This is a genomic window from Mammaliicoccus sp. FSL K6-3158 (assembly GCF_038005105.1).
In the GTDB taxonomy this organism is placed as follows: Bacteria; Bacillota; Bacilli; order Staphylococcales; family Staphylococcaceae; genus Mammaliicoccus; species Mammaliicoccus sciuri.
Genome location: NZ_JBBOSL010000001.1, coordinates 2505588 through 2521624, shown reverse-complemented (window position 1 = coordinate 2521624; position 16037 = coordinate 2505588). Strand labels below are relative to the sequence as shown.

Annotated in this window: 14 protein-coding genes; 13 read left to right on the top strand and 1 reads right to left on the bottom strand. The window is 31.2% G+C overall.

The genetic code is table 11. The annotated features are described in order from the left end of the window. Positions 1-4: 4 nt before the first annotated feature. The 11 genes from celB (at position 5) to MHH94_RS12690 (ending at position 12608) form a co-directional block, all read left to right on the top strand. Positions 5-1285, top strand: coding sequence for a PTS cellobiose transporter subunit IIC (gene celB / locus MHH94_RS12740; RefSeq protein WP_048541576.1), 1281 nt, complete (start codon positions 5-7; stop codon positions 1283-1285). A gap of 22 nt (positions 1286-1307) precedes the next feature. Further along, the gene (locus MHH94_RS12735) at positions 1308-1622 is read left to right on the top strand and encodes a PTS lactose/cellobiose transporter subunit IIA (RefSeq protein WP_058590804.1); all 315 of its coding nucleotides are present in this window, start codon (positions 1308-1310) and stop codon (positions 1620-1622) included. Further along, entirely contained in the window at positions 1619-3001 is a 1383-nt protein-coding gene (locus tag MHH94_RS12730; protein WP_232181460.1) for a glycoside hydrolase family 1 protein, read from the top strand. The genes MHH94_RS12735 and MHH94_RS12730 overlap by 4 nt, the downstream gene beginning before the upstream one ends. 36 nt (positions 3002-3037) lie before the next feature. Continuing rightward, a complete protein-coding gene (locus MHH94_RS12725; protein WP_058590802.1) occupies positions 3038-4915 on the top strand; it encodes a BglG family transcription antiterminator in 1878 nt (625 codons plus the stop codon). 358 nt (positions 4916-5273) lie between these two features. Further along, the gene (locus MHH94_RS12720) at positions 5274-5915 is read left to right on the top strand and encodes a TetR/AcrR family transcriptional regulator (RefSeq protein WP_181294757.1); all 642 of its coding nucleotides are present in this window, start codon (positions 5274-5276) and stop codon (positions 5913-5915) included. Position 5916: 1 nt separating this feature from the next. Then, positions 5917-6813: an ABC transporter ATP-binding protein gene (locus MHH94_RS12715; RefSeq protein WP_058590800.1), complete on the top strand. Its 897-nt coding sequence runs from the start codon at positions 5917-5919 to the stop codon at positions 6811-6813. A gap of 1 nt (position 6814) precedes the next feature. Beyond that, positions 6815-8407 carry an ABC transporter permease gene (locus tag MHH94_RS12710; protein WP_088592535.1) on the top strand — a complete coding sequence of 531 codons (1593 nt, stop codon included), beginning with the start codon at positions 6815-6817 and terminating at the stop codon, positions 8405-8407. Between the two features lie 16 nt (positions 8408-8423). Continuing rightward, the gene (locus MHH94_RS12705) at positions 8424-9011 is read left to right on the top strand and encodes a DNA-binding protein (RefSeq protein WP_208182702.1); all 588 of its coding nucleotides are present in this window, start codon (positions 8424-8426) and stop codon (positions 9009-9011) included. A gap of 80 nt (positions 9012-9091) precedes the next feature. Further along, complete coding sequence (locus MHH94_RS12700; protein ID WP_048541593.1) at positions 9092-9448, top strand: zinc ribbon domain-containing protein YjdM; 357 nt, start codon at positions 9092-9094, stop codon at positions 9446-9448. A 215-nt stretch (positions 9449-9663) separates the two neighbouring features. Further along, positions 9664-11154 (top strand): N-acetylglucosamine-specific PTS transporter subunit IIBC, encoded by a 1491-nt coding sequence (gene nagE / locus MHH94_RS12695; protein WP_106417671.1) that lies wholly within the window; start codon positions 9664-9666, stop codon positions 11152-11154. Between the two features lie 188 nt (positions 11155-11342). Next, positions 11343-12608, top strand: a complete 1266-nt coding sequence (locus MHH94_RS12690; protein WP_153653633.1) for a Gfo/Idh/MocA family protein — start codon at positions 11343-11345, stop codon at positions 12606-12608. A 177-nt stretch (positions 12609-12785) separates the two neighbouring features. Here MHH94_RS12690 and MHH94_RS12685 read toward each other — a convergent pair whose 3' ends face one another. Then, positions 12786-13541, bottom strand: a complete 756-nt coding sequence (locus tag MHH94_RS12685; RefSeq protein ID WP_158259724.1) for a DeoR/GlpR family DNA-binding transcription regulator — start codon at positions 13539-13541, stop codon at positions 12786-12788. Positions 13542-13746: 205 nt separating this feature from the next. On the opposite strand from MHH94_RS12685, the gene MHH94_RS12680 reads away from it, so the two are divergent. Together MHH94_RS12680 and iolB are read left to right on the top strand one after the other, a co-directional pair. Next, entirely contained in the window at positions 13747-15201 is a 1455-nt protein-coding gene (locus tag MHH94_RS12680; protein ID WP_048541601.1) for a CoA-acylating methylmalonate-semialdehyde dehydrogenase, read from the top strand. Between the two features lie 16 nt (positions 15202-15217). Further along, complete coding sequence (iolB, locus tag MHH94_RS12675; RefSeq protein ID WP_106417258.1) at positions 15218-16036, top strand: 5-deoxy-glucuronate isomerase; 819 nt, start codon at positions 15218-15220, stop codon at positions 16034-16036. Position 16037: the final 1 nt, after the last annotated feature.

Below are 16037 nucleotides of genomic sequence, written 5' to 3'. Positions count from 1 at the left end.
AAAAATGCAAAGCACTTTTATGGATAAGTTAGAAGATGTTTTACTGCCCATTGCAGATAAGTTAAATAATAATAAGTATTTAGCCTCTTTACGTGATGGCTTTATGATTGCACTACCTTTAATTATATTTGGTTCTATATTTGTTGTAATTGCTAATTTTCCATTTTTAGATAAATTACTTTCTGAAAGTCAATATACAGCTTGGCAAAATGCGGTGGGTCCAGCATCAGCAGCGACATTATCAATAATGGGTCTTTTTGTAATATTGGGAATAGGATATAAGTTAACTGAGCGAAATGGGTTAGAAGGAATATATGGTGCTGTAACTGCATTAAGTGCAGTACTTATTTTAACACCTCAAGTTGTAGGTAAAACTGAAGGCGTTATTCCTACAGAAATATTAGGTGCTAAAGGTATGTTTTTAGGAATTATTGTTTCTATAATTACTTCAGAGTTGTATAGCTATTTTACAAAGAAGGAAATAACAATAAAAATGCCTAAAGGTGTACCTGACCAAGTATCTAAATCATTTAGTGCACTGTTACCAGTAGCATTTACTTTAACTATATTTTTGGTAATAAGAATCTTAATTGCCTTAACACCTTTTAATACATTACAAGATTTAATCTATACAATTGTTCAAGAACCTTTAACTGCCTTAGGTAAAGGACTTCCTGCAACAATTATTGCGGTTTTATTTATTCAGATATTTTGGTTCTTCGGATTGCACGGCCAGATTATTGTGAACACTGTATTTGATCCAATATGGTATTCATTAAATAATGAAAATTTTGAGGCATTCCAAAAAGGAATTGAGTTACCTAATATCATTACAAAGCAATTTATAGATACATTCTTAGTTGGTATGGGAGGAACAGGTGGAACGATAGCGGTCGTAATTGCAATTTACTTAATTTGTAGAAGTAAACAAAATAAAGAAATTGCTAAATTAGGAACACCAGCATCCATTTTTAATGTGAATGAACCGATTCTATTTGGTTTACCTATCATAATGAACCCTTTAGTTATAATTCCTTGGATTATATCACCAGTGATTGTAACTATTGTGAGTTATTCAGCTATGTATACAGGTATAGTTCCGAAACCTTCTGGCGTTATCGTACCTTGGACTACTCCAATATTTATAAGTGGATATTTAGCAACTGGTAATGCATGGCAAGGTGCAGCATTACAACTTGTAAATCTAATTATTACATTTATTATTTGGTGGCCATTTTTAAAATTATTAGATAAAAACTATTTAAAGCAAGAAATAGAAAAATAGTATAAGGACGGAGGAATATACAATGGCAACCTCAATTAATGAGATAGCTTTTCAAATTATTTTATATGGAGGAAATGGGCGTTCATGTGCAATGGAGGCTATACAATGTGCAAAAGAAAGAAATTTTGAAGAAGCAACAAGTCTTATTAAAGAAGCGGAACAAGAAATTAATAAGGCTCATAAATTTCAAACTGAATTGTTACAAAATGAAGCGCAAGGAACAGAAAGTGAATTGAATTTGTTATTAATACATTCTCAAGATCATTTAATGAATGCAATTACTGTAAAGGATTTAGCGAATGAAATGATAGATCTATATAAGGAGATGAAATCATGACTCAATATAAATTTCCAAAAGACTTTTGGTGGGGAAGTGCAGCTAGTGCAACACAAACGGAAGGTACAAAAACAATAAATGATCAAACTATTTGGGATAAATGGTTTGAAGAAGAACCAAATCGATTTTTTGAAAATGTTGGTCCTAATAAAACGTCAGATTTTTATAATAAATTTGATGAAGATATTAAGTTAATGAAGGAAACAGGACATAATTCATTTAGATTATCTATATCTTGGACCCGTTTAATAAATCAAAGTAGTAATAAAATTAATGAAGATGCAGTTCAATTTTATAATAAAGTTATAGATAGCTTAATTGAAAATAATATTGAACCTTTTGTGAATTTATATCACTTTGATATGCCATATGAAAAGCAAAAACAAGGTGGTTTTGAATCACTTGAAGTTGTAGAAGGATATGTAGATTACTCGAGAAAGTGCTTTGAGTTATTTGCCGATCGAGTTAAGTATTGGTTTACATTTAATGAACCAATAGTACCAGTTGAAGGAGGATATTTATATAATTTCCATTATCCAAATATTGTAGATGCTAAAAGAGGATTTCAGGTTGCGTATAATACTATCCTTGCTAATGCTAAAGTAATTAAAGAATATAAGGAATCAGGATATGATGGGAAAATTGGGATTATCCTAAATTTAACACCATCTTACCCAAGAAGTAAAAACGAAGCAGATGTAAAAGCCGCAGAAATTGCAGATTTATTTTTTAATAGAAGTTTTTTAGATCCTGTAACAAAAGGCTACTATCCAGAGCAATTAGTAGATATTATAAAACATCATGATCTATTACCAACTTTTACACAAGATGACCTTGAAATTATAAAAAATTATACAGTAGATTTATTAGGCGTAAATTATTATCAACCTAGACGTGTAAAAGCTAGAGAAACTTTACCAAATCCTAATTCTCCATTCTTCCCGGAATATTACTTTGAAAATTATGAAATGCCAGGTAGAAAGATGAATCCATATCGTGGTTGGGAAATTTACCCTAAAGGGATTTATGATATTATGATTAATTTGAAGGATAATTACAGTAATATTGAAAGTTTTATTTCAGAAAATGGTATGGGTGTTGAAAATGAATCGAGATTTATCGAAAATGGTAAAATAAATGATACCTATAGAATAGATTTTGTGAAATCACATTTAATATGGTTGAATAAAGCTATAGTAGAAGGTGCAAATTGTAGAGGATATCATATGTGGACTTTTATGGATAATTGGTCTTGGATGAATGCATATAAAAATAGATATGGTTTTGTTTCTATTGACCTTGAAACAATGGAAAGAACAATTAAAGAAAGTGGAAGATGGTTTAAAGAAGTTTCTTCAAGTAATGGTTTTACAGATTAATCTGAAATATATACAGAACTACTAGGAGAGAGCGTGATGGAAACCAGACACCTCAATATAGTAAAGATATTGTATCAACATCAGCACGAATATATGAATAGTATATCCATAGCCAAACTTTTAGGGTGTTCGTCTAAAACTATTCGAGAAAACATAAAGGTTATCAATGAAACGAGTAAAGAAAATGGGTTCGTAATCTTTATAAAAAAATCGAAAGGCTATCAATTAAATATTACTGATGAGGGTAAGTTTAATTATTTTTTAAATGAGCGTTTTTTGAAAGATGAAAACTTAAATTTCAATAATCAAGATAGCAGAATTAGATTTATCATGAAAAAATTACTTCTTGATAATCATTATACAAAATTAGAATCTCTGAGTGAAAGCTTGTTTGTCAGTGTGGGAACTTTAAAGAATGATATGATTGAAATGAAGAGAATTTTAGCTCGTTATGAAATAGAAGTAGTCAGTAGACCAAATTATGGAATGAAGTTAATTGGTAAAGAATTTCAGATAAGATATGCAATAGCAGAGTTTCTATTGAATAATCAGCACTTAAACATTGGATTTACTGAAGATGATATTTCCAGTGTAAAGTCATATCTTGTGAAGTTACTTAGAAAATACCAAATTGAGATACCTGAAGTTAAACTTGATAATCTTGTAACACACATTAACATTGCGATAGTTCGAATCAAAAATCAACTGATGGTTGAACAGCAATTCCAAATTGATGATCTTCCATTAACAAATGAATTGAGTCAATTTTTTGATGAACTTATACTGTTTGTTGAAAAAAGATTTGATTTGACATTGCCTATAAAAGAAAAAGATTATTTATATATCCATTTTGTTACTACTGGAATTATGAATGAAGGTAATATGATACAAAAAAATAATGTTATTGATAGTATGATTACACATATGTTAGATCATATAAAACTTATTTTTTATTTAGACCTAATTACGGATAATACACTTAAGAAAAATTTATATTTACATTTGAGTACATCAATAAATAGATATAAATACAAGATGAATATTAGAAATCCAATGTTAAATGAAATCAAAAAAAATTACCCCTTCGCATTTGATATTGCTTTAGTGGCTAGTAAAATGATTGAAAAAGACTTGAAAGTGCAAATTTCAGAAAGTGAAGTTGGTTATTTAGCATTGCACTTTGAAATGGCTCTCAATAGAATTGAAAATGAAAAAGAAAAGTTAAAGGTTATACTAGTTTGTAACTCTGGATTAACGAGTTCTCAATTAATTAAATATAAGTTAATCCAAAATTTTGGTAATCAAATTCAAATTACTGAAATTATAGAATTATACAATATTCATAGAGCTCAACTTGAGCATTCAGATTTAATAATTTCAACAGTACCAATAAATGATGATGTCAGTTTACCAATACTTTATGTTAACCCTATTATGTCACAGCTAGACTCAGACAAAATTCAACGTTATATAGATTTAAAAGATTCTCGACACTCAGAAGAACTAATAGAAATTATTGAATTAAATAAAAAAATAAACAGTAAAGATGAGTTGTTGGAATACTTAGGTAAACAACTTAAAAATAAGAATTTAATTCACAATAATTTTATCGATAGTGTAAAAGAAAGAGAATATCATGCTTCTACAGCTTATGGTAACCTAGTAGCTATTCCACATCCACTAATGCCTTTAGCTAAACAAACTTTTATTTATATAATAACGATGGATAAACCAATTGCTTGGGAAGATAAAGAAGTACAAATTATTTTTTGTTTAGGATTGAAAAAGAATACTACGATTAATTTAGAAAAAGTGTATCAAAATCTTGCTGAAATAATAAATGATTATTCTAAAGTATTAAAACTATTAGAGGCAGATTCTAAAGAATCTTTTAAAAAAATATTTTCACCTTAAATATAAGAGTAAAGTTATATTACATACCTTGTAATGTAACTTTACTCATTTTTTGGACTTATAATTATTTGATATAGAATAAGAATAACTTAAACAAAGGAGGAGATTTCTTATGTTAACAAGTATTTTACAACCAATCGTAGATTTGATTACAGCTTTAGGTCTTTAATTTGAATTTGATTTATTTTTATATGCAAACAAAGGGGTCAGTACATAGTGCTGTAAGTACTAAATAAGCCACCAATTCGTATTTTGCGAATTGGTGGCTTTTCTATTTAGTAACAATAATTGACCAATATGGTCGATAGCGTTATGATGTAGTCGACCGAACTGGTCTAATATGTTTTGGAAGGTGTATATGATGAATGATGCATTCTATAATTTAGATGAAGAAAAGCGTCAAAAAATAATCAATTCAGGGCTGATGGAGTTCTCTAATTATGGCTATCAACAAAGTTCTACGAATCGTATTGTTGAAAATGCTGGTATTGGTAAAGGGATGCTTTTTTATTACTTTATAAATAAAAAAGGATTATTTAAATTTCTTGTGGATTATTCATTAGATTTCATTGGGGAATATTATTTTAAACAGATTGATACTTCTGAGAAGGATGTTTTTAATAGATTAGTTAAACAAGCGAAGATTAAATCTAATTTAATGACGATTCATCCTCATATGTCGAAGTTTTTAACGAAAATTGTTCTGGAGGAATCTGAACATCATTATATATCTGAAGAACAAGACCAACATATTAAACAATTACAAAGTAAAGTTCAAAATGCACTATTTGAAGATTTAGATAAGGATCTTTTTAAAAATAATTTAAATGTTGAAATGTCTATCAATATTATAAAGTACTCGATTGACGGTTTAGCAGAATCTATGAAGACACGAATAACACATCAAATAATCGAGCAGAATGATTATCAAAGATTTTATGATGAATTCGATTTATATATAAAGGAAATGCGTAAAATCTTCTATAAGGAGCGTGATTAATATGACATTGTTAAAAGTAAATAATGTTACGAAGACGTTTGGTAAATTTAAAGCTTTAAACGGTGTGAATTTCACTGTTGAAGAAGGAGAAATATTTGGGTTTATCGGTCCAAATGGTTCTGGGAAATCTACGACCATTAAAGCAATTTTAGGCATGCTTAAACCAGATTCAGGTACTATTGAGGCATTTGATAAAGATGCTTGGAAAGATGCAGTTCGAATTCATAAACAAATTGCCTATGTTCCAGGTGATGTTAATTTGTGGCCAAACTTAACAGGTGGAGAAGTGATAGATTTATTCTTGAAATTAAGTGGGACTCGAAATGATGAAAAAAGAGATGAACTAATTAAAAAATTTGATTTAGATCCGACTAAAAAATGTGGGTCATATTCTAAAGGTAATAGACAGAAAGTTGCACTTATCGCTGCATTTACAACAAATGCACAACTTCTTATATTAGATGAACCGACATCTGGATTGGATCCTTTAATGGAACAAGTATTCCAAGCATGTGTATTAGAAAAGAAAAAAGAGGGCAAAAGTGTTCTATTATCGAGTCATATATTAAGTGAAGTAGAAAAATTATGTGACAGAGTCGGCATTATTAGAAAAGGTGAAATCGTAGAAATGGGAACGTTGGATGATTTGAGACATTTAACAAGAATGCATTTCGTCGTTCAGTCTAAAGAAGCTCTAACAGATTTAGACGAACAAGATGGTGTACATGATATTTCTAAAGAAGGAGAGATATATCATTTTCAAGTGGATTCAGAGAAGGTTTCTAATATTATTAAATATTTAAGTCAATTTGAGTTACTGAAATTAGAAAGTATGCCACCTACTTTAGAAGATTTATTTATGAGACATTATGGTGTGAATATTGAAAGAGGTGAGTAATATGAATAATCTCTTTAACGGTGTTGGACAATTAACGTTATTTTACCTTAAGACACATAAATGGAAAATGCTGTTTTGGATTTTAGGTATCGTCGTTTTAACAGTTATCATACCACCAACATTTAAAAGTATGTATCCACACCAATCAGATATGCAACCAATTGTTGAAACTTCTAAAAATCCTGCAATGGAAGCAATGTTAGGACCAGGACAATTTGAACATGTATCAGTTGGCGTTTTATTTACGCACGAGATGTTGCTATTTACAAGTATTCTCGTTGCAATAATGAGTATTTTACTTGTTTCAAAGAGTACTAGAGGAGATGAATCTGCAGGTCGTATTGAAATGATTCGAGCATTGCCAGTTGGAAAAGTATCGCCACTCATAAGTGCACTTATTGAGATGATAATTGTGAATATCATGATAACCATTTTGATTATGAATATATTACCTTTAATGAATATTAATAGTGTGGATTGGCAAGGTTCAATTGTTTATGCAGTTTCATTAGGATCAATTGGGATTCTATTTGGTATGATGACAGCTATATTTTCACAGTTAACTGAAACAAGTAGTAGTGTTACTGGCTATAGCATTACAGTATTGCTCTTAAGCTATTTAGTGAGAGCTGTTGGTGACGTCATAAATGAAGATATTTCTATGGTTTCACCTCTAGGATGGATTACAAGAACGTTTGCTTATTCTGAAAATAATTGGTGGCCAATCGTCATAACTTTAATAACGGCTATTATTTTCTTAATGATAGCGATGATACTTTATTTTAGAAGGGATATAGAGTCTGGCTTACTGCCTTCTAAACCAGGTAAAAGAACAGCACATAAAATATGGTTATCTCCACTAGGTTTACAACTTAAATTGTATAAAGTAGGGCTTATTTCCTGGGCAATAGGGATGTTTGTATTTGGCGCTTCATATGGATCAATATTTGGTGAGTTAGATGATTTTATTAAAGATAACGAAATGTTGCAGCAAATGGTATCTGGCAAAAGTGATCATTATATAGAAGCATTCTTACCGACTTTAATGATTATAATGGCTATAGTATCAACAATACCTGCGCTGATAAGCTTATACAAAATAAAAAACGAAATAGATACTCATCGTATAGAACTTATAATGTCTCGACCTATTTCAAGAATTAAGTTGTTGAGTAGCTATTTAGTTGTTTCATTATTTAATGCTATCTTTATGATTTTTATAGCTGCATTCGGTTTGTATGTTGCCCAAACATCTGTGTTACATGATCCATTTAGTTTTTGGACAATTATAAAGTCAGGAATTGTACATATACCTGCCATTATATCTTTCGTAGCACTCGGTGTTGTACTTTTAGGATGGTTTAATAAAGGACACTTTATCGTTTATTTATATTTAACTTATACATTTTTCGTCGTTTACTTAGGACAATTGTTAAATATTAAAGACTGGTTAAAAGATATAACGCCATTTCATCATATTCCTGAAATACCTGTTGAAGATATGAATTATTCGGGTATAAGTATATTAATCATCTTATCTGTCGTGCTTATCATAATTGGATTTATAGGGTTTAAACGAAAAGACATTTCATAAAGGGAGCTGTGTTCGGATGACAAATTTGCCGAAAATAGGGAAACCAGCAACAATTGCTTTGAACAAGATCAATATTACGACGTTAGAACAGGTTGCTCAATTAGATGAACATAATTTGGCGAAACTTCATGGTATGGGACCAAAAGCTATAAGTATTTTGAAAGAAGCATTTTCAGAACAAGGGTTAGCATTTAGTCAATTAGATGATGATTTAAAGAATGTGAAATTCACAGTACTAGGAGATTTAAAATGTGATAATGCACCAAAAAGAAGAATTATCAGAGATATTGTGATTGCTTCACTCGTTGGTGATGAAAAGTATCTCAATGAATGGCTAACAGATGATTTAGTATGGAAAGTACCAGGTTCTTTTGAATTAAAGGGTAGAAAAGCATTTTTAGATGAAATTAACGAGCACTTGCAAAAAGTATCCAGCCTCGAAATTAAATCAATGCTTACGCACGGTAAAGAAGCTTCTACGCACGGCACAATCATATTGAATTCTGGTGAGGAAATTCATTTTGCTGAAATGTATGAATTTGAAAATCATAAAAAGGATGCTAAAGTGAAAGAGATTACGTCATATATTATCATGAAACCTTAAATTTATGAAAAATCCAATACCAGTATTTATGAAAATGTGATAAATTATAGAGGTTATGATAAACTTTCGGAGGTTGAAAGATGGAAGCAACATTACCAAATTGCCCTAAATGTGATTCAGAATATACTTACGAGGATGGACAATTTTATATTTGTCCAATGTGTAATCATGAATGGTCTATAAACGACGAAGATGCATCAAAGGAAGAAAACACAGTTATTAAAGATGTAAATGGTGTTGAATTAAATGATGGAGATACTGTAACGGTCATTAAAGATTTAAAAGTAAAAGGATCATCTAATTCTATTAAACAAGGCACTAAAGTTAAAGGTATCAAATTAGTGGACCCAGAAGACGGACATGACATTGATTGTAAAATACCTGGCTTTGGACAAATCGGATTGAAGTCATCAGTTGTAAAAAAAGTGAATAAGTAAGCTTTTAAGAGTCTGAACATGAAAATTGTTGCAGGCTCTTAATTTTTAATAGGTTGAAAAATATATAGAATGGATGTGTATTATTTTTAATTTAAAATAATTAATTGATTATTTTAAGTTTTTGAAATATTAATTCGTTATATACATCAAATGTTTTTTGTGGTAAATATGTAATAGAGATTACGTTTTCAACAATTATATAAGGGGAGAAAAATATGAAGGCTTATATGCAAAAATTTGCTCAGTCTCTAATGCTACCTATTTCGATTTTACCGGTAGCTGGGTTACTTTTAGGTATCGCATCTTTTATTGATTCAGGTGCAATTAACGGGGAAGGAAATAGCATTGCAAACTTTTTAGCAAATGGTGGTTTAGCAGTTATTAATAATTTACCAATACTATTTGCAGTAGGTTTAGCATTCGGTATGTCTAAAGATAAAAATGGTGCAGCAGCACTTAGTGGGCTTGTATCATTTTTAGTGGTTACACAAGTACTAAAGCCAGAAGCAATGGCGAAAGTATTGCATATTGCTGAGGATAAAGTTGATATCGCATTTACAGGTATTAGTAATGTGTTTATCGGGATTATTTGTGGTTTAGTTACAGCAGCAATTTACAATAGATTTAAAGATACGAAATTACCAACAGCGTTTGCTTTCTTTAGTGGTAAACGTCTTGTGCCGATATTATCAGCAGCGGCAATGTTAGTCATTTCTATCGCACTTATGTTTATTTGGCCGCCAGTATATAACGGCTTAGTGTCATTTGGTGAAATGATTTCTAAACTTGGACCTCTTGGTGCCGGGTTATATGGATTCTTTAACCGTTTATTATTACCATTTGGATTGCATCACGCATTAAACCAAGTATTCTGGTTTGATATTGCGGGTATTAATGATATTGCAAACTTCTGGTCTAGTAAAGGTGAAGCGGGTATAACAGGTCGTTACCAAGCAGGATTATTCCCAATTATGATGTTTGGTTTGCCAGCTGCAGCATTAGCGATTTGGAAAAATGCTGAGAAGCGTAATAGAAAAGTAGTAGGTTCTTTAATGGTTACAGCAGCGATTGCTTCATTCGTAACTGGGATTACAGAACCATTAGAATTCTCATTCTTAGTAGCAGCACCAATGTTATTTGGTATTCACGCGTTATTAACGGGTATTTCATTATTTATAGCAGCAACATTCCATTGGACTGCAGGATTTACATTTAGTGCAGGATTAATAGATTATTTATTAAGTTTAAGTATTCCAATTGCTAATAAACCATTAATGTTACTCGTACTTGGTTTAATTATGGGTGTCGTATACTTTGTCGTATTTGATTTTGCGATTCGTACATTTAACCTTAAGACACCAGGTAGAGATGGCTTAATGGAAGAAGCGGCGAAGCAAGATCCTAGTCTTGAAGAAGATGAAGCAGGTACTTCAACAAACAATAGTGGTGTGAAAGTATCTAATAAGACAAAGCTTATATATGAAGCAATTGGTGGTAATGATAATATAGAAGTTATCGATCACTGTGCAACAAGACTACGTCTAACATTAAAAGATACAAGTGTTGTTGATCAAGATAAAATCAAACAATCTGGCGCATTAGGAAACAAAGTGATTAGTGATAAAAATATCCAAATTATTATTGGAACTGATGTACAATTTACAGCAGATGAACTCATGCAAATGCAACAAAATCAAGGTCAGTAATTGAATATATCAATAGTTAAACAGTAGACATTCATTTTATAATTTGAATGCCTACTGTTTTTTTATCTTTAATTTTATTAATAATAACAATTTTGAACAAATATGAACAAAAAATAATGGTAAATGTGTGATTTTTTACTTTTATAGTAGTAATATGAAACTATTGAATGATAAAGGGGGACGATTCAATGGGTATAAAAAAAGCGATTTTGTTAGGTGCAGGTGATCGAGGGGGAAGAGTTTATGCGAATTTGATAAAGTCTTTGCCTCATAAAATTAAATTAATTGGGGTAGCGGAACCTGTTAAAGAAAGAAGAGAGGGCATAAGTAGTCATCATAGTTTAGATGAACAATATGTACAAGCGTCTTGGAAAGCATTATTGGACTTAAAGCCAGAAGCTGATATAGCAATCATATGTACACAAGATAAAGCGCATTTTGAACCGACTATGAAAGCATTAGATTTAGGATATCACGTGTTGCTTGAAAAACCGATGTCTCCTAGTCCTGAAGAGTGTATTAGAATGGTAGAAAAGGCGAAAGAAATGGATAGAACATTAACGATTTGTCACGTATTAAGATATACACCATTCTGGAGTAGGATAAAATCTATCGTTCAAAATGGAGATATTGGTCAGATTGCATCTATTCAACTTAATGAAAATGTAGAATATATGCATATGTCACATAGTTTTGTAAGAGGTAATTGGAAAAGTAAAGAACAATCAAGTCCGATGATATTAGCTAAATCTTGCCATGACATGGATATTATCAGTTATATCATGGATCAAGATTGTAAAAGAATCAATTCCTTTGGTTCATTGATGTATTTTAATGAAGCAAACAAACCAGAAGGCGCACCATTAAGATGTCTAGACGGATGCCCAGTAGAAAATGAATGTCCATTTCATGCTGGAAGGTATTATTTAGGTATCGGTAGAGGATGGGCGATGAAATTTACAGAAGAAAATTCTAACGAAGCGATCATAGAAAGATTGAATCATACGGATTATGGGAAATGTGTCTTCCAATCAGATAATGACGTAGTAGATCATCAAGTTGTGAATATGGAATTTGAAAATGGCGCAACAGCCACATTTAGTATGAGCGCATTTACAAGAGAACAAACAAGAATTGTTCAAATAATGGGAACTAAAGGTGAAATAAGAGGAAATATGGAAACAAATGAAATAAGCATATTTGACTTTTTAACAAGAGAAGAAAAAATCGTCAAATTCCCAGAAGTGAGCAGTGGACATGGTGGAGGAGACGAAGGTATTATAAATGACTTTATAGATGCAATTAATAGCTCTGATCAAAATGTATCTAAATCCATAGCAAGTAAATCCTTAATCAGTCACTTAATGGCATTTGCAGCAGAAGAATCAAGACTTAACCACGGCCAATCCATAAATATAGACGAATTCTATAATGAAATAGCCTTAACATCATAATATAAGATAAATAAAGACTTGATACCATTAGAAAATAGCAGTATCACGTCTTTTTTTCATGCGTAAAAAGTAGTGCTAACGATCAAGAGTCGAAAACAAGATCGTTAGAAATTCTAACGTCCAAGAAACCGAAACAAGATCGTTAGCGCACGAATCAACACATGTTAAATTTATTAACTAAAATAATACCTTAATATCATTTTCATCGCAGAATTGTTGTATTTCTTCTGGGAGTATTTTATTTGTAATTATTTTGTCTACGTCACTTAGATTGCAGTATGTTAGTAATGTTGAATGTCCTATCTTACTATTATCAGCTAACACATATGTTTGCCGTGCTTTTTTTGTTATAAGTTGTTTGATTAAGTTTTCTTCCATCTCTGAGTTAGTTAGACCATTTGGAATATTGACACCAGTAGCTGCCATAAAGCATTTATTGATATTAAATTTATTCAATAAAATATTAGAATCTATACCTATAAATGATCGAGTACGTGGTTTGTATTTCTCGCCAATTATAAATAAAGTTACATTTTCAAATTGTGAAGCTTTATTCATGATATCAAGACTGTTTGTAATAATTGTAAATGATAATTTTTTGTCGACATAATCTAATACATGTATTGTTGTTGTTCCTGTATCAATATAAATAATATCGTTAGTTTCGATATGTGCAGCTGCTAATTTACCAATGTGTTTTTTTGATTGATAATTCTCCACATTCCTTTTTTGATAATCAACTGCTTTATATTCATCTTCGATAACTTCAATCCCACCATAAACTTTTTTAACTACATTCATATCTACTAAAAGATTGATATCACGCCTTATTGTATTTACAGATACATTAAATATATCCTTCAATTCATCAATTGAAGCCGTTTTGTTTTTTTTTATGAAAGATTCTATTTCATAAATTCGTTTAGATTTCATATACGATTCCCCCATTTCTTACAATATACCCAAAATTTACTTATATAACAACTATAAAAAATATAAGTTACTCAAAAGTTGACATATTATACTCATTATTATAATATTATCTCAATAAGTAACCAATAGTTAATCAATATATACTCATTTTTTTAAAAGATTATGAAAGCGGTTACTTTAATATTTATAACTGGAGGATATGTAAATGGTAGAAATCTTAAAGAATTACGTTAACGGACAATGGCAAGCGTCAAAAAGTAAGGAAACAATAGATGTATACAATCCAGCTACTAAAGAAGTGATTGCTAAAGTACCTGTTTCAACAAGAGAAGAATTAGATGAAGCGGCAAAAATTGCACATGAAGCGTTTCAAGAATGGAAAGAAGTTGCTGTGCCTAAACGTGCTCGACTTTTATTCAAACTTCAACAATTATTAACAGACAATAGAGAAGTATTAGCTGAAATTATTACGAAAGAAAATGGTAAGAATACGACAGAAGCTTTAGGAGAAGTACAAAGAGGTATTGAGAATGTTGAATTTGCTGCAGGGACACCATCTTTAATGATGGGTGACTCACTTTCAAGTATCGCAACAAATATAGAAGGAACAAGTTATAGATATCCAGTTGGTGTTGTAGGCGGTATTACACCATTTAACTTCCCAATGATGGTGCCTTGCTGGATGTTCCCAATGGCAATCTCATTAGGTAATACATTTGTGATTAAACCTTCTGAAAAGACACCATTACTTGTTAATAAACTTGCAGAGTTAATTGAAGAAGCAGGTTTCCCTAAAGGTGTATTCAATGTTGTACATGGTGCACATGATGTTGTGAATGGTATTTGTGAAAATGAACATATTAAAGCTGTATCGTTCGTTGGTTCTAAACCAGTAGGTGAATATGTTTATAAAAAAGCGACTGAAAACTTAAAACGTGCGCAATGTTTAACAGGTGCTAAAAACCATACAATCATTTTAAATGATGCAAATATTGATGGCGCCGTTAAAGATGTAATTGGTGCAGCATTTGGATCAGCAGGTGAACGTTGTATGGCAGCAGCAGTAGTAGCTGTTCAAGAAGGCGTTTATGACGAATTTAAAGAAAAGCTTGTACAAGCTTCTAAGGATATCGTTATCGGAAATGGCTTAGAAGATAATGTTTTCTTAGGTCCAGTCATTAGAGAAGAAAATGTTGAACGTACATTAAATTACGTTGATCAAGGTGTCGAAGAAGGTGCCAAACTTGTATTAGATGGTAGAGAAGACAACAACAAAGATGGTTTCTTCGTAAAACCGACTATTTTCGAAGATGTTACAACTGATATGAAACTATGGCAAGATGAAATATTCGCACCGGTGTTATCACTTGTTAAAGTAAAAGATTTAAAAGAAGGCATTCAATTAGCGAATCAATCTGAATTTGCGAACGGTGCATGTTTATTTACAGACAGCGCATCATCCATTAGATACTTCAGAGAGTATATTGATGCAGGTATGTTAGGTATTAATTTAGGTGTACCAGCACCAATGGCAATCTTCCCATTCTCTGGATGGAAATCATCATTCTATGGTTCATTACATGCGAACGGTAAAGATAGTATTGATTTCTATACACACCGTAAGGTAGTAACTGCTAGACATGGTAATCCACAATTTTAAGGAGTGAAAAATAGAGATGGCTCGATTATTAAATAAACCTGTACATCATCCATTAAGTGATGATGTACAAGTGATACATGATTTGAAACCTGAAGATATTGATTTAGCTTATATCGGATTTAAAGTGTTAGACATAAAATCACAAGGTACTTACACAGAATCAACGGATGATTTTGAATTATGTATTGTCGCTTTAACTGGCAACATCGATGTGTCAGATGGAGAAAATTCTTATGAAGATTTAGGAACAAGAGAATCTGTATTTGAAAAAATACCAACAGACAGTATCTATATTTCTAAAAATCATGAAGTGACAATTAAAGCGAATAAAGATTCAAGAGTTGTGCTTTGTTATTCGCCAGCAGATGAAGAAAGAGCAACACAATTAATCCCAGCATCTGAGAACTCAGTAGAAGATAGAGGTAAATATTCAAATAAACGACATGTTCATAATATTTTACCTGATACACATACAGCGAGTGAAAAATTACTTGTCGTTGAAGTGTATACAGATCAAGGTAATTGGTCGAGCTATCCACCACATAAACATGACGTTGATAACTTACCAAATGAATCATTACTTGAAGAAACTTACTATCATGAAATGAATCCGAGTAAAGGTTTCGTCTTTCAACGTGTGTTTACAGACGACCTTTCAATAGATGAAACGATGACAGTAGAGAATAGTGATGTTGTTGTAGTGCCTAAAGGCTATCATCCAGTAGCTGTACCTGATGGTTACGATGGTTATTATTTAAATGTTATGGCAGGACCTAAAAAAGTTTGGAAATTTTATAACCAACCAGATCATGAATGGATTATTGATAGAGAATAAG

What these genes read in the sequence shown, in the direction of transcription:
- celB (WP_048541576.1), top strand. Translation starts at nt 5, where the DNA reads ATGCAAAGCACTTTTATGGATAAGTTAGAAGATGTTTTACTGCCCATT.
- MHH94_RS12735 (WP_058590804.1), top strand. Translation starts at nt 1,308, where the DNA reads ATGGCAACCTCAATTAATGAGATAGCTTTTCAAATTATTTTATATGGA.
- MHH94_RS12730 (WP_232181460.1), top strand. Translation starts at nt 1,619, where the DNA reads ATGACTCAATATAAATTTCCAAAAGACTTTTGGTGGGGAAGTGCAGCT.
- MHH94_RS12725 (WP_058590802.1), top strand. Translation starts at nt 3,038, where the DNA reads ATGGAAACCAGACACCTCAATATAGTAAAGATATTGTATCAACATCAG.
- MHH94_RS12720 (WP_181294757.1), top strand. Translation starts at nt 5,274, where the DNA reads ATGATGAATGATGCATTCTATAATTTAGATGAAGAAAAGCGTCAAAAA.
- MHH94_RS12715 (WP_058590800.1), top strand. Translation starts at nt 5,917, where the DNA reads ATGACATTGTTAAAAGTAAATAATGTTACGAAGACGTTTGGTAAATTT.
- MHH94_RS12710 (WP_088592535.1), top strand. Translation starts at nt 6,815, where the DNA reads ATGAATAATCTCTTTAACGGTGTTGGACAATTAACGTTATTTTACCTT.
- MHH94_RS12705 (WP_208182702.1), top strand. Translation starts at nt 8,424, where the DNA reads ATGACAAATTTGCCGAAAATAGGGAAACCAGCAACAATTGCTTTGAAC.
- MHH94_RS12700 (WP_048541593.1), top strand. Translation starts at nt 9,092, where the DNA reads ATGGAAGCAACATTACCAAATTGCCCTAAATGTGATTCAGAATATACT.
- nagE (WP_106417671.1), top strand. Translation starts at nt 9,664, where the DNA reads ATGAAGGCTTATATGCAAAAATTTGCTCAGTCTCTAATGCTACCTATT.
- MHH94_RS12690 (WP_153653633.1), top strand. Translation starts at nt 11,343, where the DNA reads ATGGGTATAAAAAAAGCGATTTTGTTAGGTGCAGGTGATCGAGGGGGA.
- MHH94_RS12685 (WP_158259724.1), bottom strand. Translation starts at nt 13,541, where the DNA reads ATGAAATCTAAACGAATTTATGAAATAGAATCTTTCATAAAAAAAAAC.
- MHH94_RS12680 (WP_048541601.1), top strand. Translation starts at nt 13,747, where the DNA reads ATGGTAGAAATCTTAAAGAATTACGTTAACGGACAATGGCAAGCGTCA.
- iolB (WP_106417258.1), top strand. Translation starts at nt 15,218, where the DNA reads ATGGCTCGATTATTAAATAAACCTGTACATCATCCATTAAGTGATGAT.